Raw genomic sequence first — 23,738 nt, forward strand, 5'->3', positions numbered from 1 at the left:
CACGCCCCCTCAGCGACCGGCAACGGCCTGCGCGCCGGCGTCGGTGAAATTGAACACCTTGCCGCCCTGGGCCTGGGCAAATTGCTGCGCCTGGCCCTTGAGCAGGAATGCACTGAGTTGGCCGTGCTGGTTGGTGGCAAACCAGGCCTGGCTCGCCAGTAGCTTGATGCCGCTGTCTTCGGCCTGGGCATACACGGCGCGCACCGCCTTGCCTTGTTTGTTCAGGCTGTCCAGCGCGGTGAACGCCGCCTCGGCCGACGCGTAATCGCGCACCTTGGGCTCACCCTTGACCCAGATTTGCGCGACGTGCTTCCAGTCAGTGATCGGCGCGCCGCTCAGGGCGTCGTTGGCCTTCAGCGGCGCCTGGGCGTAGTTGCCCAATTGCGCCGCATAGTCCAGGCCCGAGGCCTTGAACGCGGCACGGATGTACTGGTCATCGATAAAGGTATTGAGGTCCAGGCCACGGTCGGCCTTTTTCAGCAGCTTGAGGGTGTCGATCGCGGTGCCCACGGCCTGGCGGTATTCGGGCTTCCAGCTCAAGTCACGGGTCTGCACGCCCAGCGGGCCATGGAACAGGTAGTTGACCTCGGCTTCGACGCCGGTGACTTTTTCGATCAGCTCGCTGTACTTTTCCGGCTCTGCGGCCAGCAACTGATTGGCCTCGATACTCGCGCGCAGGTAGGCGACGACCACTTCCGGGTACTGTTTGGCATAACTTTCGTCCACCAGCGCGCCGTGGAACGTCGGGGTGTTGGATTGCGAGCCGTCGTAGATCTTGCGGGCGAAACCACGGTTGGGGAACAGTTCGCCGAACGGCACAAAGTCGGCATGGGCGTCGATCTTGTTGGCCTGCAACGCCGAGCCTGCCACTTCGGGCGCCTGGGCAATAATGTTGACGTCCTTGAGCGGGTCCCAGCCCTGGGCCGCGACAGCACGCAGCAACATGCCATGGGCCGTGGAGGCGAACGGCACGGAAATCGTCTTGCCTTTGAGGTCCGCCAGGGACTGGGCGCTGGAAGCGACCGGCACCACAATGCCGTTGCCGCTGCCCTTGATGTTGCCCGACAACACGCTGATGAACAGGCTGTGCTTGCCCGCCGCCTCGAACGCTACGCCGTTGAAGGCACCGGGGAAGTCGGCCATTGCGCCAAAGTCCAGTTTGCCGGCGACCATTTCATTGGTCAGCGGCGCGCCACTGGTGAAGTTTTTCCACTGCACGTCGTAGGTCGCGTCCTTGTACTTGCCGTCGTGCGGCAGGTATTTGTCCAGCAGCCCCAGTTCGCGGATCAGCAAGCCGCCCGCGGCACAGTTGATGGTGGTGTCCTGGGTGCCGATGGCCACCCGGATCGTTTGTGCCTGGGCCGACAGGCTCAAGCAAGCCAGCACCAGGCCGGCCAGGGTTGCGCGCAATAACATTGGGTAGTTCCCCTCGAATCATGGTTGAAGGAATCGTCTCCGCCACGGTCTGGCGCGGTGGGAAACGAGGGGGTGTGGCTAGGGCTGCGTCCGGGGTTGGCGGATGGCGTTTGCGGCAGGTCTCAGCGCAACAGGTACGGAATCTCGACCTTGACTGCGCCGGTGGGGCAATCTTTTTCACAGGGCATGCAGTACCAGCATTCATCGAACGCCATATACGCCTTCTGCGTTGCCGGGTTGATCGCCAACAGGTCCATCGGGCACACGTCGACGCAGACCGTGCAGCCTTTTTCGGCGATGCACTTGTCCTCGTCCACCGTTACCGGGGCGTTTGAGCGAAAGAATATTTCCTGGGGCTGATAGGCCATTTCACGGTGTCCTGTGGTGAGCGAGCTTGGGGGGGCACATTCAGGCGGCGTCAGCCCCTACGCGCAGGCGGTCGTAAGCCTGCATCTCTTCGGCATCCAGCGGGATCACATAGGGCTCGACGGGTTTCTTGAAGCTGACCATCTGCCCGTCCTCGCCCTTTTTCAGGTGGCAATGGCAGAACCAGTCGGCGTCGTTGCGTTGCGGGTGATCGACCCGGTAGTGGTACAGGCCCCAGCGGCTTTCGGCGCGGTAGAGCGAGGCGCGGGCAGCCATTTCGGCGCAGTCGCGGATCACGCTGGTTTCCATGGCGCGCATCAATTCATGGGGGTTGTGCGCCTTCATCTGGTCCAGGTCGCGCTCGATATCGGCGAAGCGTTGCAAGCCGATTTCCATCTTGCGGGTGACCTTGGGCGGCTGCAGGTAATCGTTGACGAAGCGCCGCAGCTTGTACTCGACCTGGGCCGGCGGCAGACCGGTTTCGCGGTCCAGTGGCGCATAGACCCGCGCCTGCTCGGCGGCCACCTGCCGGGCATCCACCGCGCTGAATTCGCGCCCGGCCACAAAGCTTGCCGCGTTAGTGCCGGCAAACCAGCCATAGGTGAACGCGCCGAGCATGTAGTTATGTGGCACCGCCGCCATGTCGCCCGCTGAATACAGGCCCTTGACCGAGGTTTCCGCGCGCTCGTTGACCCACACGCCCGACGCCGAATGCCCGCTGCAAAAGCCGATCTCGGAGATATGCATCTCGACCATCTGGCTGCGGTAGTCGGTGCCCCGGTTGGCGTGGAACTGGCCACGGCTGGGGCGCTCGTTGCTGTGCAGGATCTGCTCGATGTTCTGGATGGTTTCCTCCGCCAGGTGATCGAGCTTGAGGAACACCGGGCCGTTGCCGCTTTCCAGTTCCTGGTGGAACTCCCACATCATCTGCCCGCTCCAGTAGTCGCACTCGATGAAGCGTTCACCCTTGTTGTTGGCGGTGTAGCCGCCCAAGGGGCCGGTGACGTAAGCGCACGCCGGGCCGTTGTAATCCTTGATCAGCGGGTTGATCTGGAAGCACTCCAGGTTCGCCAGTTCGGCTCCGGCGTGGTAGGCCATGGCGTAGCCGTCGCCGGCATTGGTCGGGTTTTCATAGGTGCCCATCAGGTAACCCGAGGACGGCAAGCCCAGGCGGCCGGCCGCGCCGCAGCAGAGGATCACCGCCTTGGCCTTGATCACCTGGAAGTCCGCAGTGCGGCAGTCAAAACCCATCACTCCATTCACCGCGCCTTCGCTGTCGGTCAGCAAGCGGGTGCACACCAGGCGGTTGGTGATGCTGACCCGGGCGCGCTTGAGCTGGCGATACAGCACCTTCTTGATGTCGTGCCCTTCAGGCATCGGCAACACGTAGGCGCCCATGTGATGGACTTTTTTCACCGCGTAATCGCCGGTTTCGTCCTTCTCGAACTTCACGCCCCAGCGGTCCAACTGCTCGATGGTTTCAAAACTGTGGGTCGCGTAGGCGTACACCGCCGCCTGATTGACGATGCCGTCGTTGGCAATCGTGATTTCCTTGGTGTACTGCTCCGGCGTGGAGTGGCCGGGTATGATCGCGTTGTTGAGGCCGTCCATGCCCATGCTGATGGCGCCGCTGCGCTTGACGTTGGCCTTGTCGATCAGCAATACGCGCAGATCGCGGTTGGCCTCCTTGGCCTTGATCGCCGCCATGGGGCCGGCTGTGCCGCCGCCGATCACCACGATGTCGTATTCCAGTTCCAGGGTTTGGCGGCTCACGGGCGGCTACCTCGCTGACGGTCGATGCGCAGGCGATACTGAAACGCGTCGCCACGGTAATACAGGTGTTCGAAGTCCACGGGCTGACCGTCTGCGGTGTGGGTCAGGCGTTCGATGCGCATGATCGGCGAGCCGGCCTCGACGTTCAGCGCCTGGGTCAGCTCGCTGTCGGCGAGTACCGCGTCTATTGCCACGTCGGCGTGACCCAGTTGCAAGCCGCAGTCGTTCTCCAGGATCAGGAAGATGTCGCGGGTCACCAGGTCGGCGTTTTCCAGGCGTTCGCCCAGGGCCTGGCTGAGGTAGGTGATTTCCAGCGACACCGGCTCGCGGTTGATCAGCCGTACCCGCTTGATCTGCGCGACAGTGCTGCCCTCCTCCACGCCCAGGCGCTCGGCCACCAGCTTGTCGGCGGGCACGAAGCGGTAGCTGCGCAGGCGGTTGATCACTTCATAGCCGCGCTCGGTCATGGACTCGCCCAACCCCTGCAGGGTGCTGACGTTCTGATAAGCCTTGGGTTTGGAAACAAAGGTGCCTTTGCCGTGGATCTTGTAGATCAGGCCTTCCTTTTGCAGATCACCCAGGGCCTGGCGCACGGTGATGCGGCTGACTTTGAAGCGCGTGCCCAGTTCGCTCTCGGAAGGCATCTGGGTGTTCGGCGCGTACTCACCATCAAGGATGCGGCTGCGCAGCAGGTCCCGCAGTTGGGCATGCAGCGGAACGCTGGACAGAGGGGATAAGGCGACGGTTGATTCGTTCATCAGGGCCACTTGTCATAACGAGTTATGACGTGATCATAAGGAGTCTTATGAAAAGCCTGGAAATACCGTTTTGGAATAAGGTTATGGACCGGCGAATCCCGCTGCACCTACGGGATGGGTGCAGTGGATCCGCCTGTTTTATAGAGCAGTGTCTGGACCTGATGAACAATCAGAAGTTATAGCTGACTCGGGTATACAGGATGCGGCCAAACGGGTCGGCGTATTTCGGGTCGTACCCGCTCTGGAACGCATAGGTCTGGTTGCTGAACGGCGGCGCGCGGTCAAACAGGTTTTTCGCGCCCAGCGTGACGGCCAGGGACTTGCTCCAGTTGTAGGTACCCGCCAGGTCCCAGACGTTGTAGGAGCCTACGGAGTCGTGGGTGTCGGGGTCCGAGTCGTGATAGCCACTGGTGTAGCGGTTGGTCAGGCTGACGCCCAGCGGTCCGCGGGCCCAGGTGCCGGTCAGGCTGTGGCGCCAACGCGCAACGGCGCCCGCGGTGGAGAACTCGCCGCCACGGAAATCACCGAGTTTGTCGATGTAGTCGCCCTTGAGCTCCTGCTGGTATTTGTATTCGTTGACGTAGGTGCCTTGCAGGCCGATGCCGAAGTCACCGATGGCGGTGCTCGGGAAGCGGTAGTCGAAACTCACATCCACGCCGTTGGTCTTGGTCTTACCCAGGTTGGCAAGGCCGGTAACGATGTGATCGATGGAGCCATCCGCCTTGCGAATCAAGCGGTCGCCGTAGGCATCCGGGTCGTCGAATACCGACGACTCAGGAAACTCGGCAATCTGGTTGGCGATGGTGATCCACCAGAAATCCAGGCCGGCACTGAGGCGCTCGATCGGTTGGAACACGAAACCAAAGGTCACGTTACGTGCGGTTTCCGGGCTCAAGCTGCCGTTGCCCCCGCTTTGCCGGCGGAACTGCTGGGCGCAGTCGCGGTTGCCGATCCCGCCATTGACCGGGGTGCCGCCCGGGCACAGGCGCGGGTCGTTGTAGTTGGCCACGGTGTAGCTGGTGTAGGTCGGGTTGTACAACTCGTACAGCGACGGCGCACGGAAGCCTTCACTGTAGGCACCGCGCACCACCAGTTCCTTGAACGGCTGGAAGCGGAACGAGTATTTCGGGTTGGTGGTGCTGCCAAAGTCGCTGTATTTGTCATGACGCACGGCGGCAGACAGTTCCAGGCTTTCGAGCACCGGCACGTTGACCTCGGCGTACTCGGCCGACACGCTGCGATTGCCGCGCACCGCGCCATTGGGGTCTACGCCCAGGCTCTGCACGGTCTCGGCAAACTGGGCGAAATCCTGGTGGAAATCCTCCTTGCGATATTCACCGCCCAGCGCCAGGCCCGTCGGCCCCGCACCGAACCAGTCACCGATTTCACGGCTTACGCGCCCGTCGATACTCTTCACTCGGCCCACGGCAGTGGCGTAATCGCCATCGACGCGGCTGGAGGCGAGCAACGCCCTGCCCGCTTCACTCTGCGGCCCGAACGGGTTGATCACACCGTTGGCAATCCCCTGGCTGATGGTCTGGTCGTTTACATAGCCATCAAGAATGGTTTGCACCACTTTGTTCTGGTTGTAGGACGCGCCGACGTTGTAGTCCCAGTTCGCCACATTACCTTCGAAACTCAGCAGCAGCCGCTGGCTGGTGTTGTCATCTTCGTGCTTGCGCGCGCCGGCATCGGTTTCACGCCAGTTCACGTCTACCGGCTGTGTCGGGTCCAGGGCGAAACCCGTGGGCCCCGGGGTGATGCCGTTGCCCGGATAGAAAGGCGTACCCGGATTGACCTGGGCCCCCATCAGGGTGCCTGGGCCAATCTGCGTGCGGTTTTCGTTGCGCGCCCAGAAGTATTCGAGGCTGACGGTATGGTCATCGGCCAGCTTGCCGGTGGCTTTGGCAAAGGCCGAGGTTTTTTCGGTTTCCGGCACCAGGTCCAGGTAACTCCACAGGCTTTGGCGGCAGATGCCATTGCGTGACAGCAGCCCGGGGGAATTGCAACCGGAGCCGGCCAGCGGGTTGGTCGCGTTGCTGCCCTGGCTCCAGTTGGCCGGCGCGGCGGTGCCGGAGGTGAAATCCAGGCCGCGACCTGGCTGGTAGTTGTAGGTGAAGTCACGGTCCTTGGCCGCCAGGCGCGTCTGCTTGTCGTAGCTGACCACGCCGAACACGTTGAAGCGGTCCTCTTCAAGGTCGCCGAAACCGTAGCTGCCACTGAAGTTATGGCTGTCGCCGCCCCCGGAGCGTGTGGGCGAATCGTAGTTGGTGGAAAGTTGCCCACCGGTGAGGCTGGTCTTGGTAATGAAGTTGATCACCCCGCCAATCGCATCGGTGCCGTACAGTGCCGAGGCGCCATCGCGCAGGACTTCCACGCGGTCGATGGCGGCGAACGGGATGGTGTTCAAGTCCACCCCGGAACCGTTGGTGGTGTTGACGGCGTTGTTGCTCAGGCGCCGGCCATTGAGCAGCACCAGGGTTTTGTTCGCGCCAATCCCGCGCAAGTCGGCATACGCCGCACCGCCGCTGCTGGAACCCACCGAACGCCCGGAGCCAACGGCAGACTGGTTGGCCGAAATGCGGTTGATCAACTCCTCGGTGGTGCTCACACCCTGCTCGCGCAATTGCTCGACCCGCAGGATGGTTACCGGCACTGCCGTTTCCGCGTCCACCCGGCGAATCGCCGAGCCGGTCACCGTGACTTTTTCCAGGCGGTAATCAGTACTTTTGCCCTCGGCCGGTGCGACGCTGGTGGACGTCACGGGTGCTGGATGCACCGTCAGTCCCTGTTCGCTGTCGCTTACTTGCAGGCCACTGCCCTGCAATGCCTTGTCCACCGCTTGCAGGCTGCCCAAATCGCCGCGGATGGCGGCACTGCGCTTGCCCTGCACCCACTGTTGATTGAACGAAATCATCACCCCGGTCTGCCGGGAGATATCCAGCAGCACCGTATCAAGCGGGCCGCCAGCGATATCGAAGGTGAACACCTGGCCGGCCACTTCCTGGGCCATCACCGATGTCGTGCACACTCCCATCGCCAGCGCCGCCGTCAGCGTCAGCCTTGGTAGTTGTTGTTTGAATAAAAACATCGAGGAACTCCCTGTTGTATGTGTCTACAGGGATGAGCAACGGCAGACGGATATTTATAGGGCTGCGTTTAGGCGAAGATGCTATGAGTTTATAACCGGTTATAAGAGGCTTGCTGCATCGATTTGGCTGATGTCTTCTATTGGCCCGCAAGCTTTCATCCCCGCGCCAGGTGCTTTGTAGAATGAACCCCACAGTCAAGCCACCACCTTCGTGGTGTCGGAGGTTCTCATGCGTTATCTGCTTATCGCCGTGCTGGGCCTGTTCAGCACACTTGCCTTCGCCCAGGGCGAAACCCCGGTACCCACTGTGAGTGCCAACACCCCCGCCAGCGAGGCGTACGACTATTCCCAGGACCTGGACATCGCCAAGGTGGTGCGCGTCAGTACCGAATCCTCCACCGAGTGCGGGCCGGTCAAGGGTCATATGGTCTACATCGACAGCCACGGCGTGCGTCATGAACTGGACTACATGCGCCTGGGCGATGCCTGCCAGCACGGTTGAGCGCAAACCATTCGTCGGGCTCGGCCGGCATCGATTACAACTATCCGGCAGCTGAAAATCACTAATCCATAGAACCCGTTGTGATCTATGGAGATTGAGATGACTGACTACCCACGCCCACCTTTCGCCAGCCAGGCCCAATCCGTTCCCGGTTCGCAGAAGAAGATGGACCCCTATCCCGACTGCGGCGAGAAGAGCTACACCGGCTCCGGCCGCCTGGCCAACAAGATCGCCCTGATCACCGGCGCCGACAGCGGTATCGGCCGCGCCGTGGCGATTGCCTTTGCCCGCGAAGGTGCCGATGTGGCTATCGCCTATCTGGACGAACACGAGGACGCGAAGGAAACCGCACGCTGGGTGGAAGAAGCCGGCCGCCAATGCCTGTTGCTGCCCGGCGACCTCGCGCAAAAAGCCAACTGCCAGGCGATTGTCGACCAGACCGTCGAGCAGTTCGGGCGGATCGACGTGCTGGTCAATAACGCCGCATTCCAGATGACCCACGAGACCCTCGAAGAGATACCCGACGAGGAATGGGTCAAGACCTTCGATATCAACATCACCGCGATGTTTCGCATCTGCAAGGCGGCGCTGCCGCATATGAAGGCCGGCGGGTCGATCATCAATACCAGCTCGGTGAATTCCGATATGCCCAAGCCAACGTTGCTGGCTTACGCCGCCACCAAGGGCGCGATTGCGAACTTTACCGGTGGCCTGGCGCAACTGCTGGGCAGCAAGGGCATCCGCGTGAACAGCGTGGCGCCGGGGCCGATCTGGACGCCGTTGATTGTCTCGACGATGCCGGACGAAGACGTGAACAGCTTCGGCAGCGAGACACCGCTGGGCCGCCCCGGCCAGCCGGTGGAAGTGGCACCGATCTATGTGTTGCTGGCGTCGGATGAGGCGAGTTATATCTCGGGCTCGCGGTATGCGGTGACGGGCGGCAAGCCGATTCTCTAGGGTCGAATGCAAATCCAGTGTGGGAGCGGGCTTGCTCGCGAAGGCGGAGTGTCAGGCAATGCATCTGTGACTGATCCAACGCCTTCGCGAGCAAGCCCGCTCCCACATTGGGTGCTCGGTCAGCCCGGAGATCGTGTCGGGTCAGCCTTGCGCGGATAGGTTCTTTCTTCCTGAATCCGCCCATCCATGCTGTGAATCCTCAGCGACGCCGGCTTGTCGCTGAGAAACTCTTTCGCCAACTCAACGATCGCCTCCTTGGTCTCCGCCGTTTTCGACGGCCGTGCCGAGCCCTGCTTGGTCAACGCCCAACCGGTGCCGGTCTTGTTGATGTTGTAGGTATCCATGGTCTGCTCCTTCGACTGAATAAACACGGCACGCGGCAAAACCCGCGCCCTACTATTGCGAGCGCGGCTGCCGGGCAGAGTTCAAGGCAGTTGGCGGGCCAGGTTACGGGCGGCCCTACAGGTCAAACCGATCCACGGCCCTGCGCCGCTCATTGTCGTCGCGCACATCGTAGGTGGCGGTGGTCTGGATATTGGTGTGGTGCGCCAGCTTCTGGGCGATCGACAGGTCGTACTCTTCAATGACCCGCGTGATGAACGAACGGCGGAAATCATGGGGCATGATTTTCACGCCGACCTGTTCCCCACGCTGGCGGGCGATGTAGTAAATCGCGTGTTTGGTGATGCGCTCGCGGGTGATATGGCTGCCCCGGCGAATCCGGTTGAACAGGAAACCGTCGTCCTGCTCACCCGGTTTCAACTGGCTGCGGCGAAACGCCAGCCACGCCTCCAGCTTGGCAAAGGCCCAGGCCGGTGCGTACTTGATCAATTGCTTGTTGCCCTTGCCGGTAACCTGCAGGCTGCGCTCGTCAAAGTTGACCTGGCCCAGCTCGATGTTCACCGATTCCGACTTGCGCATGCCCGAGCCATACAGGATCCCGATCACCGCCGCATCCCGCAGGCCCTGGGGGCGCGGATCGGCGGCGCAGACTTCCATCAACTCACGAATCAGCGTACGCCGCAGGTTGCGCCCCTGGCTCAGGCGGGTGCCGGCCATGGCCTTGACCGAGCGCATCTTCAGCAGGTGGTCCTGGCTGATCAGGCTCATGCGCCAGGCTTCGTTCATCACCCCGCGCACGGCGTTGACGTACAGCGATGAGGTGTTCGGCGCATACCCGTCTTCCCGCAGCACCGCCACCAGGGCCATGACGTGTTCGGGCTGCAGCAGGTGCCAGTCGATGTCTTCGAGGTTGATGTCTTCAAAACCCAGGCGGTCGGCGGCGTCCTGCAGCACGTAGCGCATGGTCAGTTGGCTGGAGGGCGCCAGGCGGGTGAGATAGAGGGTCAGCGGGTTGCGGGTAGACTCAGTCAAGGTAGATCAGCCTTTGGATTAAATATGTCGACTAACCATCTGTTTAATCGACATATTTAGTGAATTGGCGAGCGCCGAGTCTAGCGCAGGTCAATCCCCGGGGCTATTCCTGATCGTCTTCCGCCGGGGCTGGCGTCTGCTGCTGGCTCCAGTCGGTGTCCTGCTTCTGCATCAAGGTAAACCAGTGCTGGCGCATGAACTCCAGGTACGGTTTGGGCGCCTTGGCAAAATCTTCTTCGTCGCCGTAACAGCCAGGAAGCGGCAGCTCGGTACCCTGCTCCTTGTACTGGCTGACCAGCGCCTGTTGGGCGGCGATGCTGCAATCCTTGGGCAACGGCATGCCTTGCAGGGCGCCGGCGTCTTCATCCCACCAGCTGGCGCCATAGCGGTCGATACCGCGCAGGCGGTACTTCTGCGACTTGCCGATGTGCATGATCAGCTTGAAATCATTGGGACTGACGTCACTGGTGCAGGTGCGGCTATACCCCACGGTGACCTGGCTGATGCCATCGCCCAGCAGGTCGGTGACCCGGGTGGCGTCGCTGTTGAAGTGCGCGCCGGCATCGAACTCGCAATGCTGCACGTCGTCGTAGAGCATCCACAGGCGCTTGGGCCGGTCACCGTCGAGCAGGTACTGGGCGGCGTAGACAAAGGCCGACTGCGCACCGTCGTCGTCGCGTTCGCTGACTTGCTCTGCGAGTACCAACAGGTTCTTGCCCTGTTTGTCGCTCCAGACGAAGGCGCCGACCTGTTTACCCCGCACTTCTACGCCATCGGGCACCTGGTCGATGGACGTCAGTGCCACGCCGTCATCGGCCCGCACGCTCGTGGCCCAGGCCACCGTCATCAACAACACCATCAACATTGGCCGTAAACGCTGCACGCTATTCATCCGACTGCCCTGGCAAGAGATGGCTTACTTTACCGGCACTTGCGCGGCATTGCAGAGAAGATTCTTCAGGAACCAGCCCGCGCGCGGAAAAAGCCTACCGGCCCTTCTCGCCTCATCGGCACAGCGTTGTCCGTGCTTCTGCTGTTTACCTGAACCCTAGCTGTCTACCTGCCAAAAAAACGACTTTTTCATCTGCGTTTCATATTCGTTGAACATTTTTGCGCTTAATCTTGGCGGCACGACTTGAGAACGAACCGTACTTTGCAGGTTAACTCGTTGATTCCGCTTTACCTTTGAGCATTTTGGTCTTTACTCACGTAAGCCATGGAAGACCCACTGTGACCTGTCAGGACTGTCGAATGAATGCCACAAATCAACGCTATCTTTGATCGGATGCCCGGCATCCGAGGCTGACGATAACTGCTGTCTTTACGCTCCAAGTTGCTCTAACCCCCGAGGTAATGAATCTTTGAAACCCTATCCAATTCATTGCGTGTCGATCGTTATCCCGGTCTACAACGAACAAGAAAGCCTGCCTGAACTGCTGCGCCGCACCATGGCCGCCTGCAAACAACTGGCTTACGAATACGAAATCATCCTGGTGGACGACGGCAGCCGCGACAACTCCGCGCAATTGCTGGAAGACGCCGCCGCGCTCGAAGGCAGCAACGTGGTGGCGGTGATCCTCAACCGCAACTACGGCCAGCACGCCGCGATCATGGCCGGCTTCGAGCATTGCCGGGGCGACGTGGTGATCACCCTGGACGCCGACCTGCAAAACCCGCCGGAAGAAATCCCGCGTTTGGTCGAACAGGCCGCCCTGGGCTATGACGTGGTTGCCACCGTGCGCAACAACCGCCAGGACTCGGCCTTCCGCCGCTGGCCGTCGCGCCTGATCAACCTCGCCGTGCAACGCTCCACCGGCGTGGCCATGAGCGACTACGGCTGCATGCTGCGTGCTTATCGCCGCACCATCGTCGACGCCATGCTGGCCTGTCGCGAGCGCAGCACCTTTATCCCGATCCTGGCCAACAGCTTTGCGCGCCACACCACGGAAATCCTGGTGCATCACGCCGAGCGTGAACACGGCGAGTCCAAATACAGCCCGATGCGCCTGATCAGCCTGATGTTCGACCTGCTGACCTGCATGACCACCACGCCATTGCGCCTGTTGAGCATCGTCGGTTTCAGCCTGGCGGCCCTGGGCATGCTCTTCGCCTTTGCACTGATCGTGCTGCGTATCGCTTTCGGTTCCGGTTGGGCCGGCGACGGCATGTTCGTGCTGTTCGCCGTATTGTTCGTGTTCACCGGTGGCCAGTTCATCGGCATGGGCCTCCTGGGTGAATACCTGGGCCGCATGTACAGCGATGTGCGGGCCCGCCCACGGTTCTTTATCGAAAAAGTGCTGCGCAACCAACCGGCAGCACCGGCCGAGACCTTTACGGTCGACGGCCTGACGTCCTCCCACACCTCTACTTCTCCTTCCGATCAGGTTTCGTCATGAATTCAAAAGCTGTTGTCTTCGCTTACCACGATATTGGCTGTGCTGGCATTGAAGCCCTGCTCAATGCGGGTTACGAAATTGCTGCCGTGTTCACCCATGCCGATGATCCCAAGGAAAACAATTTCTACGGTTCCGTCGCCCAGCTGTGCGCCCGCAACGGTATCCCGGTGCACGCCCCTGAAGACGCCAACCACCCGCTGTGGATCGAGCGCATCGCCAAGCTGAACCCGGACTACATCTTCTCGTTCTACTACCGCAACCTGCTGAGCGAAGCCCTGCTGGCCACCGCCAAGAAAGGCGCGTTCAACCTGCACGGCTCCCTGCTGCCTAAATACCGTGGCCGCGCACCGGCCAACTGGGTGCTGGTGAACGGCGAAACCGAAACCGGCGTGACCCTGCACCGCATGGTCAAGCGTGCCGATGCCGGCGCGATCCTGGCCCAGCAGAAAGTCGTGATCGAGCGCACCGACACCGGCCTGACCCTGCACGCCAAACTGCGTGACGCCGCCACCAACCTGCTGCGCGACGCCCTGCCGCAACTGGCTCAAGGCAAGCTGGCTGAAACCGCCCAGGACGAAAGCAAGGCCACCTACTTCGGTCGTCGCACCGCAGCGGACGGCAAGCTGGACTGGAAAAAACCGGCTGAAGAGCTGTTCAACCTGGTTCGCGCCGTTACCCAACCGTACCCGGGCGCCTTCTGCGCCGTGGGCGAGCACAAGCTGATCGTCTGGAACGCCGAAGTCGTCAAGGGCAACGAAGGCCTGGCGCCAGGCCGAGTGATCAGCGTCAACCCGCTGCGCATCGCCTGCGGTGAAGACTCCCTGGTGGTCAAGTTCGGCCAGCGCAACGAGAACGGCCTGTACCTGGCCGGCCCGTCCCTGGCGGATGAACTGGGCCTGGTGGACGGTTCCGTACTGCGCGGCGCCGAGTCCGGCCGCAAGCCCCGTCGTACCCGCGTGCTGATCCTGGGCGTGAACGGTTTCATCGGTAACCACCTGTCCGAGCGCTTGCTGCGTGACGACCGCTACGAAATCTACGGCCTGGACATCGGCTCCGACGCCATCGAGCGCCTGCGCAGCCACCCGAATTTCCACTATGTGGAAGGCGACATCAGCATCCACTCCGAGTGGATCGAGTACCACATCAAGAAGTGCGACGTGGTCCTGCCGCTGGTGGCCATCGCCACCCCGATCGAATACACCCGCAACCCGCTGCGCGTATTTGAACTGGACTTCGAAGAGAACCTGAAACTGGTTCGCTACTGCGTGAAGTACAACAAGCGCGTGATCTTCCCGTCGACCTCCGAAGTGTATGGCATGTGCCAGGACCAGTACTTCGACGAAGACACCTCCAACCTGGTGGTGGGCCCGGTCAACAAGCAGCGCTGGATCTACTCGGTCTCCAAGCAACTGCTGGACCGCGTGATCTGGGCCTACGGCGACAAAGGCCTGAAGTTCACCCTGTTCCGTCCGTTCAACTGGATGGGCCCGCGCCTCGACCGCCTGGACTCGGCCCGCATCGGCAGCTCCCGCGCCATCACCCAGCTGATCCTGAACCTGGTGGAAGGCACGCCGATCCGTCTGTTCGACGGTGGCGAGCAGAAGCGTTGCTTCACTGACATCGCCGACGGTATCGAAGCCCTGGCGCGCATCATTGATAACGACAACGACAACTGCAACGGCCAGATCATCAACATCGGCAACCCGGAAAACGAAGCCAGCATCCGTCAGTTGGGCGAAGAACTGCTGCGTCAGTTCGAAGCTCACCCGCTGCGCAGCAACTTCCCTCCGTTCGCCGGTTTCCGCGACGTAGAGAGCAAGGCGTTCTACGGCACCGGTTACCAGGACGTGGCGCACCGCAAGCCAAGCATCGACAACGCCAAGCGCCTGCTGAACTGGGAGCCTACCGTGGAGATGAGCGAAACCATCGGCAACACCCTGGATTTCTTCCTGCGTGAAGCCATGCTCGAAATCGCGGACAAGCGCTGATGCAAGCGGGTCTACGCATCGACGTCGACACCTACCGAGGCACCCGCGAAGGGGTGCCAAGGTTGTTGGAGTCGCTCGACGAAGCCGGGGTCAAGGCGACCTTCTTCTTCAGCGTCGGGCCGGACAACATGGGGCGCCACTTGTGGCGCCTGATCCGTCCGCAGTTCCTGTGGAAGATGCTGCGCTCCAACGCTGCCGGTTTGTACGGCTGGGACATTTTGCTGGCCGGCACCGCGTGGCCGGGCAAACCCATTGGTCGCGACCTGGGGCACCTGATGCGCCAGGCCAAGGCCGCCGGGCATGAAGTCGGGCTGCACGCCTGGGATCATCACGGCTGGCAAGCCAACACCGGGCGCTGGAGCGATGCACAGCTGATCGAGCAGATTCGCCGTGGCGTCGACACCTTGAGCGACATCCTCGGTGAACCCATCGACTGCTCAGCCGCCGCGGGCTGGCGTGCCGATGAGCGCGTGGTGCAAGCCAAGCAACAGTTCAACTTCCGCTACAACAGCGATTGCCGTGGTACCAGCCTGTTCCGGCCGACCCTGGCGGATGGCAGTGCCGGCACGCCACAAATTCCGGTGGACATGCCGACCTTCGACGAAGTCGTGGGCCCGGTGGTGGCCGCCAAGGATTTCAATAGCTACATCCTCGACCGCTTCAAGCCGTCGAAGCTCAACGTCTATACGATCCACGCAGAAGTAGAAGGGATTCTGATGGCCAATGATTTTCGCCAGATGCTCGCCCAGGCAGGGCAGCGCGGCATCGCGTTCAAACCGTTGGGCGACCTGTTGCCCGCCGACCTCACCACCCTGCCCCAGCAACACCTGGTGCGTGGTGCGTTGAGCGGCCGTGAAGGCTGGCTCGGAGTGCAAAAGGCATGATCCGGCGCTGGGCCCTGCCCCTGCTCCTGCTGGCCTTCGGGGTGTTCTACCTGATCCCGTTGGCCACCCACGGGCTGTGGATTCCCGACGAAACCCGCTATGCGCAGATCAGCCAGGAAATGCTGCTGACCGGCAAATGGGCCTCGCCACACTTCATGGGGATTCGCTACTTCGAGAAACCGGCGGCCGGTTACTGGATGATCGCGCTGGGCCAGGCGATTTTCGGGCAGAACCTGTTCGGCGTGCGTTTTGCCTCGGCCTTGAGCACCGGCTTGAGCATCCTGCTGGTGTATTTCGTGGCCCGGCGTTTGTGGAACGACCCGCGCAAGAGCCTGGTCAGCGCCGTGCTGTACATGAGTTTTGTCAGCGTCGCGTTCCTGGCAGGCTATGCCAACCTCGACCCGCAGTTCACCTTCTGGGTCAACCTGACCGGGGCGGCGCTGTGGTTCTGCTTCGACAGCACCACCACCCGCGGCCGCCTGTGGTCGTGGGCCTTGCTCGGGTTCGCCTGCGGCATGGGGTTCATGACCAAGGGTTTCCTTGCCTGGTTGCTGCCGGTGCTGATCGCCCTGCCCTACGTGCTCTGGCAAAAACGCATTCGTGAACTGCTCACCTATGGCCTGGTGGCCGTGGTGGTGGCGATTGTCGTGAGCCTGCCCTGGGCGCTGATGGTGCATGCCCAGGAACCGGACTACTGGAATTTCTTCTTCTGGCACGAGCACATCCAGCGCTTTGCCGGCGACGACGCCCAGCACTCCGAGCCCTTCTGGTATTACCTGCCGCTGATGGTTGCGTTCGCCCTGCCGTGGATGGCGTTGCTGCCGTCCACCGTGAAGCAGGCATGGCTGGAAAAACGCAACAGCAAGGTCGCCTTCCTGCTGCTGTGGCTACTGATGCCGCTGGCGTTCTTCAGCCTGGCCAAGGGCAAGCTGCCGTCGTACATCATGCCGTGCCTGCTGCCACTGGCGCTGCTGATGGGGCATACCCTCGCCGACAAACTGGCCCAGGCCCGTGGCCGCGTACTGCGCATCAACGGCTGGGTGAATCTGGTCATTGGCATATTGGCGTTGCTGGCCCTGACCTGGTTCCAGCTGAAAAAACCGGTGTACGAGCACGGCCAGGAAACACTCAGCCTGGTGCTGGTGTTCGTCTTCCTGTTCGGCTGGATCATCGCCAACCTGCTGCAAGCCGCCCGCCCGTTGCACATGTGGGCCGCACCGGTGATGGGCAGCTGGTTGCTGGTGGCGCTGGTGCCGGCCGCGTTGCCGCACTCGGTGGTTTATAACAAGACCCCCGACCAGTTCATCATCGACCACCTCCAGGAACTGCAGCCGACCACTGCGTTGCTGAGCAACGACCTCGGCGCCGCATCGGCCTTGTCATGGCGCCTGCAGCGTCCTGAAGTGATGCTCTACAACACCGTTGGCGAAGTGAAATACGGCATCGCCTTCCCGGACACCGCTTATCGCAAGATCGATGCCGCCAGCGTCCAGCAATGGATGAGCGATGCGCGCAAGCAAGGCTCGGTGGGCGTGGTGATGCGGGTCAAGGGTGACGACGAGCGCCAGGAAGTGGACCTGCTGCCCAAAGACGGCAAGCGTTACGAGCAGGGCAATATCGTGATTCTGATCTTCCCGCAGAGCGCGCCATGACCACTCTGCTGCTGTTGTTAGGTGCCTGCCTGCTGACCTGCATGGGCCAGGTGTCCCAGAAGTTTGCCGTGGAAGGCTGGCGTGACCAGCCCGACGGTTGGGCCCCGAAGCTGCGCTCGCCGTGGCTGTGGTCGGCGCTGGTGTGCCTGGGCCTGGGTTTGCTGGTGTGGCTGCTGGTGTTGCAACGCCTGGAAGTCGGTATCGCCTACCCGATGCTGAGCCTCAACTTTGTATTGGTCACCCTGGTGGCGCGCTTTGTGTTCCATGAACACATCGATGGTCGCCACTGGTTCGGCGTGCTGCTGGTGATTGCCGGTGTGGTGCTGCTGGGGCGCCAGGTATGAGTCGCGCTCGCGGTTTTACCCTGGCCCTGGGCAGCGTGGCACTGGTCAGCGGTGCCCAGTTGGGCATGCGCTGGAGCATGACGCGCCTGCCATTGCCCACCGAATGGCTGACAGCACTCAACACGGGTGCCATCGACCTCGGCGCACTGGGCGTGGTGATCCTGGCGATCATCGCCTATGCCCTGTCGATGCTCTGCTGGCTTGGCGCACTGAAAGACCTGCCGCTGGGCCGTGCCTACTCGCTGCTCAGCATCAGCTACGCATTGGTCTACCTGCTGGCCGCCAGCCTGCCGGTGTTCAACGAACATTTTTCGCTTTCAAAAACTGCGGGAGTGGCCTTGGTCATTCTCGGAGTCCTGACTATCAACTCTCGTCGTGCTAGCACCACAAGTCCCAGGAATGCCCCATGAAAATCAGTGTATTTGGTAGCGGTTACGTCGGTCTCGTACAGGCCACCGTGTTGGCCGAAGTCGGCCACGATGTCATCTGCATGGACGTTGACGAGAAAAAGGTCAAGTTGCTGCAACAGGGCCATGTGAGCATTTTCGAGCCGGGCCTGGCGGCCATGGTCAAGGAAAACCTCGAAGGCGGACGCCTGACGTTTACCTACGACGAAAAACTCGCGGTCGAACACGGCGAAGTGCTGTTCATCGCCGTGGGTACCCCTTCGGACGAAGACGGCTCGGCCGACCTGAAATACGTGCTGTCCGTGGGCGATGCAGTGGCTCGCCACCGTATCGACCCGGTGATCCTCGTGGAAAAATCCACCGTACCCGTAGGCACCGGCGACACTTTGCGTGCGCACATGGAAAAAGCCCTGCGCATTGCCGGCCGCCACCTGGAGTTCGATATCGTCTCCAACCCGGAATTCCTCAAGGAAGGCTCGGCCGTTGCCGACTGCCGCCGCCCGGACCGGATCGTCATCGGCTGCGAACGTGAGGAAGTGCGCGAGGTGATGCGTGAGCTGTATGCACCGTTCAACCGCAACCACGACCGCATCATCTTCATGGACCTGCGCAGCGCCGAACTGACCAAGTACGCCGCCAACTGCATGCTGGCCACCAAGATCAGCTTTATCAACCAGATCGCCGAACTGGCCGAACACCTGGGCGCCGACATCGAAGCCGTGCGCTTGGGCATTGGTGCCGACTCGCGTATCGGCTACCACTTCATCTACCCAGGTTGCGGTTATGGCGGCTCGTGTTTCCCCAAGGACATGCGCGCCCTGATCCACAGCGCCAAGGCCGCCAACTGCTCCAGCGACCTGCTGGAGGCCGTGGAAGCCATCAACCAGCGCCAGAAGAGCAAGCTGTTCGAACGCGCCAATGCATTCTTCAAGGGCGACCTGCGTGGCAAGACCTTCGCCTTGTGGGGCCTGGCGTTCAAGCCCAACACCGACGACATGCGCGATGCGCCAAGCCGGGTGCTGATGGAAGCCTTGTGGGCCGCCGGCGCCAATGTACGTGCGTTTGACCCGGAAGCCATGCAGGAAACCCAGCGCATCTACGGTGATGACCCGCGCCTGATGCTGATGGGCACCCCGGAATCCACCCTGAGTGGCTCTGACGCCTTGATCATCTGCACCGAATGGCAACAGTTCAAGGCACCGGACTTCGACCTGATCCAGCAACGCCTGAAAACCCCGGTGATCTTCGACGGCCGCAACCTGTACGACGGCGAACGCCTGGCACGCAAAGGCATCCAGTACTTCCCGATGGGCCGCGGCGATTCCTGCAACTTGCCGATCCCCCAGCAAAACTGGGCGCCTCAGGCCGAGGAAGCCTGAGACGTGGACAAAGCTCATCGGCCCCTGCTCAGCCCGACGATCCGCCGACACTCATGGATCCTGGGGCTGCTGGCCCTGATCCTGTTTGTCGCGGGCAACTGGAACCAGGCAATCATCGGCTTTGACTCGCGCTTCGTGCTGTTCGCCCAGGAGATGCTGCGCCACGGGCCGGGGTTCTTCCCGACCACGTACGGGCAACCTTATGCCGATTACCTGGCCACCTCGACGCTGCTGACCTGGCTGCTGTCGGTGCCCCTGGGGCAGGTCACCAGCCTGACGGCCTGGCTGCCCACGGCCATCGCTTCGGCACTGATCGTGGTGCTGCTCTACCGGCTGACCGCGCCCTACTCCCGGCGCTGGGCACTGCTGAGCATCGCGGTGATGCTGCTCAGCAGTACCTTCATCAGCGAAACCCGCGCGGTGTCCCTCGACCAGATGCTGGCGGCAGTGGCCCTGACAGTCTTCTACCTGGGTTACGCCCACGACCACTTCGGCGCCGGCAAGCGCCTGCACTGGCTGTTTGCGCTGCTGATCGTGGGGTTCGCAATCCGTGGGCCGATCGGCCTGGTGATCCCCACCGGCATGCTGTGCAGCTATTACCTGATCAATCGGCAATGGCGCCAGCTCTTCAGTTTCGGCCTGCTGGCGTTGGCGTTACTGGCGGCGTGCGTGGGCCTGCTGCTGCTGCTGGCCAAGCTCAGTGGCGGTGAAACGTTCATGCAGGACGTGATCCGCATGCAGTTCCTGGGTCGCATGGACGGCACCGAAGGCTCCGGCAGCGCGCTGTATTACTTCAGCAGTTCGCTGGGCAACTATGCGCCGGCGTATCCGTTGGCAATACTCGCGCTGATTGCGATAGTCGCCAGTGGCCGCGAGGACAAGGGCCCGGCGCTGAAACTGGTGCTGTACTGCCTCGCCGCCGGCTTGATCGTGATGATCGGCTTGTCGGTGCCCCAGGCGAAAAAAGCGCGCTATGTGCTGCCGATGCTGCCCCTGGCAGCAATCATCGCCGCGTATCCGTTCCAGGTGTCGCGAGGCAGACTGTTCGCCGGGCTGCGCTGGCTGATGCTGGGGTTGTGGACGGTCATTCCGGGGCTGCTGATCGCAGGCTTGTTCGTGGCGCGTCACCGCTTCCCCGAGCAGATTGGCAGCCTCAATCCGGTGTTCGGGATCCTGATCGCGATCCAGGTACTGGTACTGGGCTTGCTGTTCAACCGGCGGCTTCGCTACGTGGGCCCGGCCTTCGCCGCGGTATTGGCGGTGTGGCTGGCGTATATCGTGATGGTCGAGCCGCTGGAGCGCCGGTTGTATGACACGCGCACCTTTACCCTCCAGGCCCATGCGCTGACCCAGCAACAACCGGCGCCGCTGGTATTGCACGCACTGGGCAAGGACGCAAAAGCCATCAAGTTCATGGTCAACCTCGATTGCGACCGGGTGCCGTTGTTTACCCAGTTGCCTGCCGATCTGGCGCCGATCCAGGCTCCTGCATGGCTGATCATGAGCCAGTCGGACTATGAAGCGTTGAGCGACCCGCGTTTTCGTTCACTGCAGCCGGTACTGACCGGCCAGTTCGACAAGAACCCTTACGTACTGCTGCATTTGATCAAACCCGCACAACCTTGATACAGGGCGCGGGATAAGCGGAACCAACCGCTTATCCCGCGCCAGTACATTCAGTAGTTATAAATCCAAGTGTATGTAAGAAACTTCTTTGCCCATTCAACTTCGAAACTTTTAGCGTAGCAACTATCGAGAAACATCCTACGCATCTATACGCTGCTACCGATAAGACGCCCTCTTCCCGCCCCTAGCCCTCGACTGTAGACTCGCCTGCCAAGCGAGTTAATTATTTAATACCTTTTAACTATTTTCAGAAGTTCCAAAGGTGCGGTGTAAGGTATTCCTGTTACTTTCGAAAGAAACTCGACGAACGTAGCAGCAAGCGATCAATCAAGACATGCCCCGCTTAAACGAACAGTCGAAATAACAATAAAGACCTTTTAAACAGCATTCAGCGCTGCCGTTTATTTCATTTAGAGGAATGTTTTGTGTCCGACCGTCGATTGCCCGACCCCTCAACCTCTGACGCTGTCGCGCCTTTGTCCCGCGACAGAGTGAATGCGGGTTACATCCCGCTGCCAAAACTGGATCGGCTGATGGAACTGCGTGATGCACTGGTGGTGCTCAAGGGGCCATTGGCCAACAATCCATCGCTGCGGGAAAATGTACAAAACCTGCTGATCAACGAGGAAACCGATGACCGTGTGCTGGGCAAGATCAGCAACCCCATGCCACCGCCAACCCGCCTGATACCGTTTGGCTGACACGTTTTACTGCAAAAATACTGCACTTGACCTGCATTAATATGCATTGGCAGCAGTCTTCATCGATTGGCACACTGCGCAGGTTCCTCCCCCAAATGCAGGAACTTCTTTAAAGGGCTTTTCCGGGAAACCAGGCAAGCCTTTTTTTTCGCCCGCTTTTCACGGATCGTCTGTCAATGCTCGCTCGCTGGTTACCCGCTGCCATCAATACCCGCCCTGCCGAATGGAGTCGTGCCGCCATCGGCATGGCCCTGGGCACACTGTTCAGCGTCTGGGTATGCGCCCAGGTGTTCGGCACCGAGGTGGCCCTGCACCTGATAGGCCCGCTGGGAGCCTCGGCGGTGCTGCTGTTTGCCGTATCCTCCGGCGCGCTGGCCCAGCCCTGGTCGATCATCGGCAGCTACCTGTGTGCCGGGATTGTTGCGCTGCTGGTGGCCCGGGTATTGGGCCGAACGCTGGGCAGCGCATGCCTGGCTGCCGGGATGACCGTGATCCTGATCTGCTGGCTGCGCTGCCTGCATCCACCGGCGGGCGGCCTGGCCATGAGCCTGGTGCTGGCTGACCCCGCCTCGATTGCCATGGGCTGGCACGAACTTGCCGCAGTCATGCTGGGAGCCACAGCCTTGTTGGCCTGCGCGCTGGCCTACAACAACGCCACGCGCACGCGTTACCCCAAGGGCACCCGCGAACCGGCTGCGCCGATCTTTATGCCAATGGCCACCGAAAACCCCGGGATCAGCGCCGAGGACCTCAAGCAGGCCCTCGCCGAGCGCGAGCAGTTCCTGGACGTTACTCCGCAGGAGCTGGAGGAGCTGATCCAGGCCAGCGAGCGGTATGCCCGGCGGCGCACCATCGGCGCGGTTTTCCAGCACCAGGGCCAGCCTCCTCCATAAGGCAAAAATGCAAAAACGACCTGCATGATTCCGACTTGTACTGGGCAAATTTGCACTGGTACGATCGCGAGATGGTTCGCCCGCGAACATCTTGATAAAGAACAATAAAAGCAGGGAGTTAGAGATGACTGCTCAGGTTTCATCCGAGGCAAGCAGCGCCGGGATTGTGCAAGACGAGGTCCTGGCGCACGTACGCAACCATATTGGCCACCTGACCCTCAGTCGCCCCGCAGGCCTTAACGCCCTCACCCTGGACATGGTCCGCAGCCTCAGCCGGCATTTGCAGGCGTGGGCGGACGATCCCCAGGTGCATGCCGTGGTGTTGCGCGGTGCCGGTGAAAAAGCCTTCTGCGCCGGCGGCGACATTCGCTCGCTGTACGACAGCTTCAAGAGCGGCGACACCCTCCACGAAGACTTCTTCGTCGAGGAATACGCCCTCGACCTCGCCATTCACAACTATCGCAAACCGGTCCTGGCACTGATGGACGGCTTCGTCCTTGGCGGTGGCATGGGCCTGGTGCAAGGCGCCGACCTGCGGGTGGTCACCGACCGCAGCCGCCTGGCAATGCCCGAGGTGGCCATCGGGTATTTCCCTGACGTGGGCGGCAGCTATTTCCTGCCGCGCATTTCCGGGGAACTGGGGATCTACCTCGGGGTGACCGGCGTGCAGATTCGTGCCGCCGACGCCCTGTATTGCGGCCTGGCGGACTGGTACCTCGACAGCGCCCGGCTCGCCGACCTCGACCAGCGCCTGGACCGCCTGGAATGGCACGATTCTCCCCTCAAGGACCTGCAAGGCCTGCTGGCCAGCCTCGCGGTGCAACAATTGCCCGACGCCCCCCTGGCGGCGCTACGCCCAGCCATCGATCACTTCTTTGCCTTGCCGGACGTGCCGAGCATCGTCGAGCAATTGCAGCAAGTCACCGTCGCCGACAGCCATGACTGGGCATTGACCACCGCCAGCCTGATGCAGACGCGCTCCCCCCTGGCCATGGCCGTGACCCTGCAGATGCTGCGTCGCGGGCGCCACCTGCCGCTGGAGCAGTGCTTTGCCCTGGAACTGCACCTGGACCGCCAATGGTTTGCCCGTGGCGACCTGATCGAAGGCGTCCGCGCCCTGCTGATCGACAAGGACAAAACCCCTCGCTGGAACCCTCCAACCCTGCAGGCGTTGGAGGCTGATCATGTCGAAAGCTTCTTCCGCGACTTCGACAAGAACGGGAACTAAGTC

The 23,738-nt window shown here is 61.6% G+C and carries 21 protein-coding genes; 13 read left to right on the forward strand and 8 right to left on the reverse strand.

Annotated features, from left to right (window positions below):
- Positions 1-9: 9 nt before the first annotated feature.
- The 5 genes from HX821_RS29225 to HX821_RS29245 form a co-directional block, all read right to left on the reverse strand.
- Entirely contained in the window at positions 10-1,416 is a 1,407-nt protein-coding gene (locus HX821_RS29225; RefSeq protein ID WP_087692993.1) for an ABC transporter substrate-binding protein, read from the reverse strand.
- Between the two features lie 122 nt (positions 1,417-1,538).
- Positions 1,539-1,784, reverse strand: coding sequence for a ferredoxin family protein (locus HX821_RS29230; RefSeq protein ID WP_003217650.1), 246 nt, complete (start codon positions 1,782-1,784; stop codon positions 1,539-1,541).
- A 40-nt stretch (positions 1,785-1,824) separates the two neighbouring features.
- Positions 1,825-3,555, reverse strand: coding sequence for a fumarate reductase/succinate dehydrogenase flavoprotein subunit (locus tag HX821_RS29235; RefSeq protein WP_003217648.1), 1,731 nt, complete (start codon positions 3,553-3,555; stop codon positions 1,825-1,827).
- The gene (locus HX821_RS29240) at positions 3,552-4,313 is read right to left on the reverse strand and encodes a GntR family transcriptional regulator (RefSeq protein ID WP_008433419.1); all 762 of its coding nucleotides are present in this window, start codon (positions 4,311-4,313) and stop codon (positions 3,552-3,554) included. The genes HX821_RS29235 and HX821_RS29240 overlap by 4 nt, the downstream gene beginning before the upstream one ends.
- Positions 4,314-4,482: 169 nt before the next feature.
- Positions 4,483-7,404 carry a TonB-dependent receptor gene (locus HX821_RS29245; RefSeq protein ID WP_177037167.1) on the reverse strand — a complete coding sequence of 974 codons (2,922 nt, stop codon included), beginning with the start codon at positions 7,402-7,404 and terminating at the stop codon, positions 4,483-4,485.
- A gap of 229 nt (positions 7,405-7,633) precedes the next feature.
- Between HX821_RS29245 and HX821_RS29250 the strand changes: the two genes are divergently transcribed.
- Positions 7,634-7,906, forward strand: a complete 273-nt coding sequence (locus tag HX821_RS29250) for a DUF2790 domain-containing protein (RefSeq protein ID WP_102369062.1) — start codon at positions 7,634-7,636, stop codon at positions 7,904-7,906.
- A 99-nt stretch (positions 7,907-8,005) separates the two neighbouring features.
- Entirely contained in the window at positions 8,006-8,863 is an 858-nt protein-coding gene (locus HX821_RS29255; RefSeq protein ID WP_003217640.1) for an SDR family oxidoreductase, read from the forward strand.
- Between the two features lie 119 nt (positions 8,864-8,982).
- Here the strand turns inward: HX821_RS29255 and HX821_RS29260 are convergent, their stop codons facing one another.
- The 3 genes from HX821_RS29260 to HX821_RS29270 form a co-directional block, all read right to left on the reverse strand.
- Complete coding sequence (locus HX821_RS29260) at positions 8,983-9,207, reverse strand: DUF2188 domain-containing protein (protein ID WP_087692997.1); 225 nt, start codon at positions 9,205-9,207, stop codon at positions 8,983-8,985.
- A gap of 115 nt (positions 9,208-9,322) precedes the next feature.
- On the reverse strand, positions 9,323-10,237 hold the full coding sequence (gene xerC, locus HX821_RS29265; protein ID WP_087692998.1) for a tyrosine recombinase XerC: 915 nt from the start codon (positions 10,235-10,237) through the stop codon (positions 9,323-9,325).
- Between the two features lie 103 nt (positions 10,238-10,340).
- Positions 10,341-11,129 (reverse strand): M949_RS01915 family surface polysaccharide biosynthesis protein, encoded by a 789-nt coding sequence (locus HX821_RS29270; protein WP_177037169.1) that lies wholly within the window; start codon positions 11,127-11,129, stop codon positions 10,341-10,343.
- 469 nt (positions 11,130-11,598) lie between these two features.
- Here HX821_RS29270 and arnC point away from each other — a divergent pair, with 469 nt between their 5' ends.
- From arnC to HX821_RS29325, 11 genes are all read left to right on the forward strand, one after another.
- Positions 11,599-12,633 carry an undecaprenyl-phosphate 4-deoxy-4-formamido-L-arabinose transferase gene (gene arnC / locus HX821_RS29275; protein WP_003217633.1) on the forward strand — a complete coding sequence of 345 codons (1,035 nt, stop codon included), beginning with the start codon at positions 11,599-11,601 and terminating at the stop codon, positions 12,631-12,633.
- Complete coding sequence (gene arnA / locus HX821_RS29280; protein ID WP_102369061.1) at positions 12,630-14,621, forward strand: bifunctional UDP-4-amino-4-deoxy-L-arabinose formyltransferase/UDP-glucuronic acid oxidase ArnA; 1,992 nt, start codon at positions 12,630-12,632, stop codon at positions 14,619-14,621. Before arnC ends, arnA begins: the two co-directional genes overlap by 4 nt.
- Positions 14,621-15,505 carry a 4-deoxy-4-formamido-L-arabinose-phosphoundecaprenol deformylase gene (gene arnD / locus HX821_RS29285; RefSeq protein ID WP_102604347.1) on the forward strand — a complete coding sequence of 295 codons (885 nt, stop codon included), beginning with the start codon at positions 14,621-14,623 and terminating at the stop codon, positions 15,503-15,505. Before arnA ends, arnD begins: the two co-directional genes overlap by 1 nt.
- Complete coding sequence (gene arnT, locus HX821_RS29290; RefSeq protein WP_177037170.1) at positions 15,502-17,157, forward strand: lipid IV(A) 4-amino-4-deoxy-L-arabinosyltransferase; 1,656 nt, start codon at positions 15,502-15,504, stop codon at positions 17,155-17,157. The genes arnD and arnT overlap by 4 nt, the downstream gene beginning before the upstream one ends.
- A complete protein-coding gene (gene arnE, locus HX821_RS29295; protein ID WP_087693002.1) occupies positions 17,154-17,501 on the forward strand; it encodes a 4-amino-4-deoxy-L-arabinose-phosphoundecaprenol flippase subunit ArnE in 348 nt (115 codons plus the stop codon). The genes arnT and arnE overlap by 4 nt, the downstream gene beginning before the upstream one ends.
- On the forward strand, positions 17,498-17,911 hold the full coding sequence (gene arnF / locus HX821_RS29300) for a 4-amino-4-deoxy-L-arabinose-phosphoundecaprenol flippase subunit ArnF (protein ID WP_008433440.1): 414 nt from the start codon (positions 17,498-17,500) through the stop codon (positions 17,909-17,911). Before arnE ends, arnF begins: the two co-directional genes overlap by 4 nt.
- The gene (locus HX821_RS29305) at positions 17,908-19,287 is read left to right on the forward strand and encodes a UDP-glucose/GDP-mannose dehydrogenase family protein (RefSeq protein WP_008433443.1); all 1,380 of its coding nucleotides are present in this window, start codon (positions 17,908-17,910) and stop codon (positions 19,285-19,287) included. The genes arnF and HX821_RS29305 overlap by 4 nt, the downstream gene beginning before the upstream one ends.
- A gap of 3 nt (positions 19,288-19,290) precedes the next feature.
- Complete coding sequence (locus HX821_RS29310; RefSeq protein ID WP_177037172.1) at positions 19,291-20,913, forward strand: phospholipid carrier-dependent glycosyltransferase; 1,623 nt, start codon at positions 19,291-19,293, stop codon at positions 20,911-20,913.
- Between the two features lie 521 nt (positions 20,914-21,434).
- Positions 21,435-21,614 (forward strand): type VI secretion system contractile sheath small subunit, encoded by a 180-nt coding sequence (locus HX821_RS29315; protein WP_256344058.1) that lies wholly within the window; start codon positions 21,435-21,437, stop codon positions 21,612-21,614.
- Between the two features lie 176 nt (positions 21,615-21,790).
- Entirely contained in the window at positions 21,791-22,507 is a 717-nt protein-coding gene (locus HX821_RS29320; RefSeq protein WP_102604350.1) for an HPP family protein, read from the forward strand.
- A gap of 124 nt (positions 22,508-22,631) precedes the next feature.
- Positions 22,632-23,735, forward strand: coding sequence for an enoyl-CoA hydratase/isomerase family protein (locus HX821_RS29325; RefSeq protein ID WP_177037174.1), 1,104 nt, complete (start codon positions 22,632-22,634; stop codon positions 23,733-23,735).
- The last annotated feature ends 3 nt before the right edge of the window (positions 23,736-23,738 follow it).

The organism is Pseudomonas sp. B6001 (assembly GCF_013386015.1).
In the GTDB taxonomy this organism is placed as follows: Bacteria; Pseudomonadota; Gammaproteobacteria; order Pseudomonadales; family Pseudomonadaceae; genus Aquipseudomonas.

What these genes read in the sequence shown, in the direction of transcription:
- HX821_RS29225 (WP_087692993.1), bottom strand. Translation starts at nt 1,416, where the DNA reads ATGTTATTGCGCGCAACCCTGGCCGGCCTGGTGCTGGCTTGCTTGAGC.
- HX821_RS29230 (WP_003217650.1), bottom strand. Translation starts at nt 1,784, where the DNA reads ATGGCCTATCAGCCCCAGGAAATATTCTTTCGCTCAAACGCCCCGGTA.
- HX821_RS29240 (WP_008433419.1), bottom strand. Translation starts at nt 4,313, where the DNA reads ATGAACGAATCAACCGTCGCCTTATCCCCTCTGTCCAGCGTTCCGCTG.
- HX821_RS29245 (WP_177037167.1), bottom strand. Translation starts at nt 7,404, where the DNA reads ATGTTTTTATTCAAACAACAACTACCAAGGCTGACGCTGACGGCGGCG.
- HX821_RS29250 (WP_102369062.1), top strand. Translation starts at nt 7,634, where the DNA reads ATGCGTTATCTGCTTATCGCCGTGCTGGGCCTGTTCAGCACACTTGCC.
- HX821_RS29255 (WP_003217640.1), top strand. Translation starts at nt 8,006, where the DNA reads ATGACTGACTACCCACGCCCACCTTTCGCCAGCCAGGCCCAATCCGTT.
- HX821_RS29260 (WP_087692997.1), bottom strand. Translation starts at nt 9,207, where the DNA reads ATGGATACCTACAACATCAACAAGACCGGCACCGGTTGGGCGTTGACC.
- HX821_RS29270 (WP_177037169.1), bottom strand. Translation starts at nt 11,129, where the DNA reads ATGAATAGCGTGCAGCGTTTACGGCCAATGTTGATGGTGTTGTTGATG.
- arnA (WP_102369061.1), top strand. Translation starts at nt 12,630, where the DNA reads ATGAATTCAAAAGCTGTTGTCTTCGCTTACCACGATATTGGCTGTGCT.
- arnD (WP_102604347.1), top strand. Translation starts at nt 14,621, where the DNA reads ATGCAAGCGGGTCTACGCATCGACGTCGACACCTACCGAGGCACCCGC.
- arnT (WP_177037170.1), top strand. Translation starts at nt 15,502, where the DNA reads ATGATCCGGCGCTGGGCCCTGCCCCTGCTCCTGCTGGCCTTCGGGGTG.
- arnE (WP_087693002.1), top strand. Translation starts at nt 17,154, where the DNA reads ATGACCACTCTGCTGCTGTTGTTAGGTGCCTGCCTGCTGACCTGCATG.
- arnF (WP_008433440.1), top strand. Translation starts at nt 17,498, where the DNA reads ATGAGTCGCGCTCGCGGTTTTACCCTGGCCCTGGGCAGCGTGGCACTG.
- HX821_RS29305 (WP_008433443.1), top strand. Translation starts at nt 17,908, where the DNA reads ATGAAAATCAGTGTATTTGGTAGCGGTTACGTCGGTCTCGTACAGGCC.
- HX821_RS29320 (WP_102604350.1), top strand. Translation starts at nt 21,791, where the DNA reads ATGCTCGCTCGCTGGTTACCCGCTGCCATCAATACCCGCCCTGCCGAA.
- HX821_RS29325 (WP_177037174.1), top strand. Translation starts at nt 22,632, where the DNA reads ATGACTGCTCAGGTTTCATCCGAGGCAAGCAGCGCCGGGATTGTGCAA.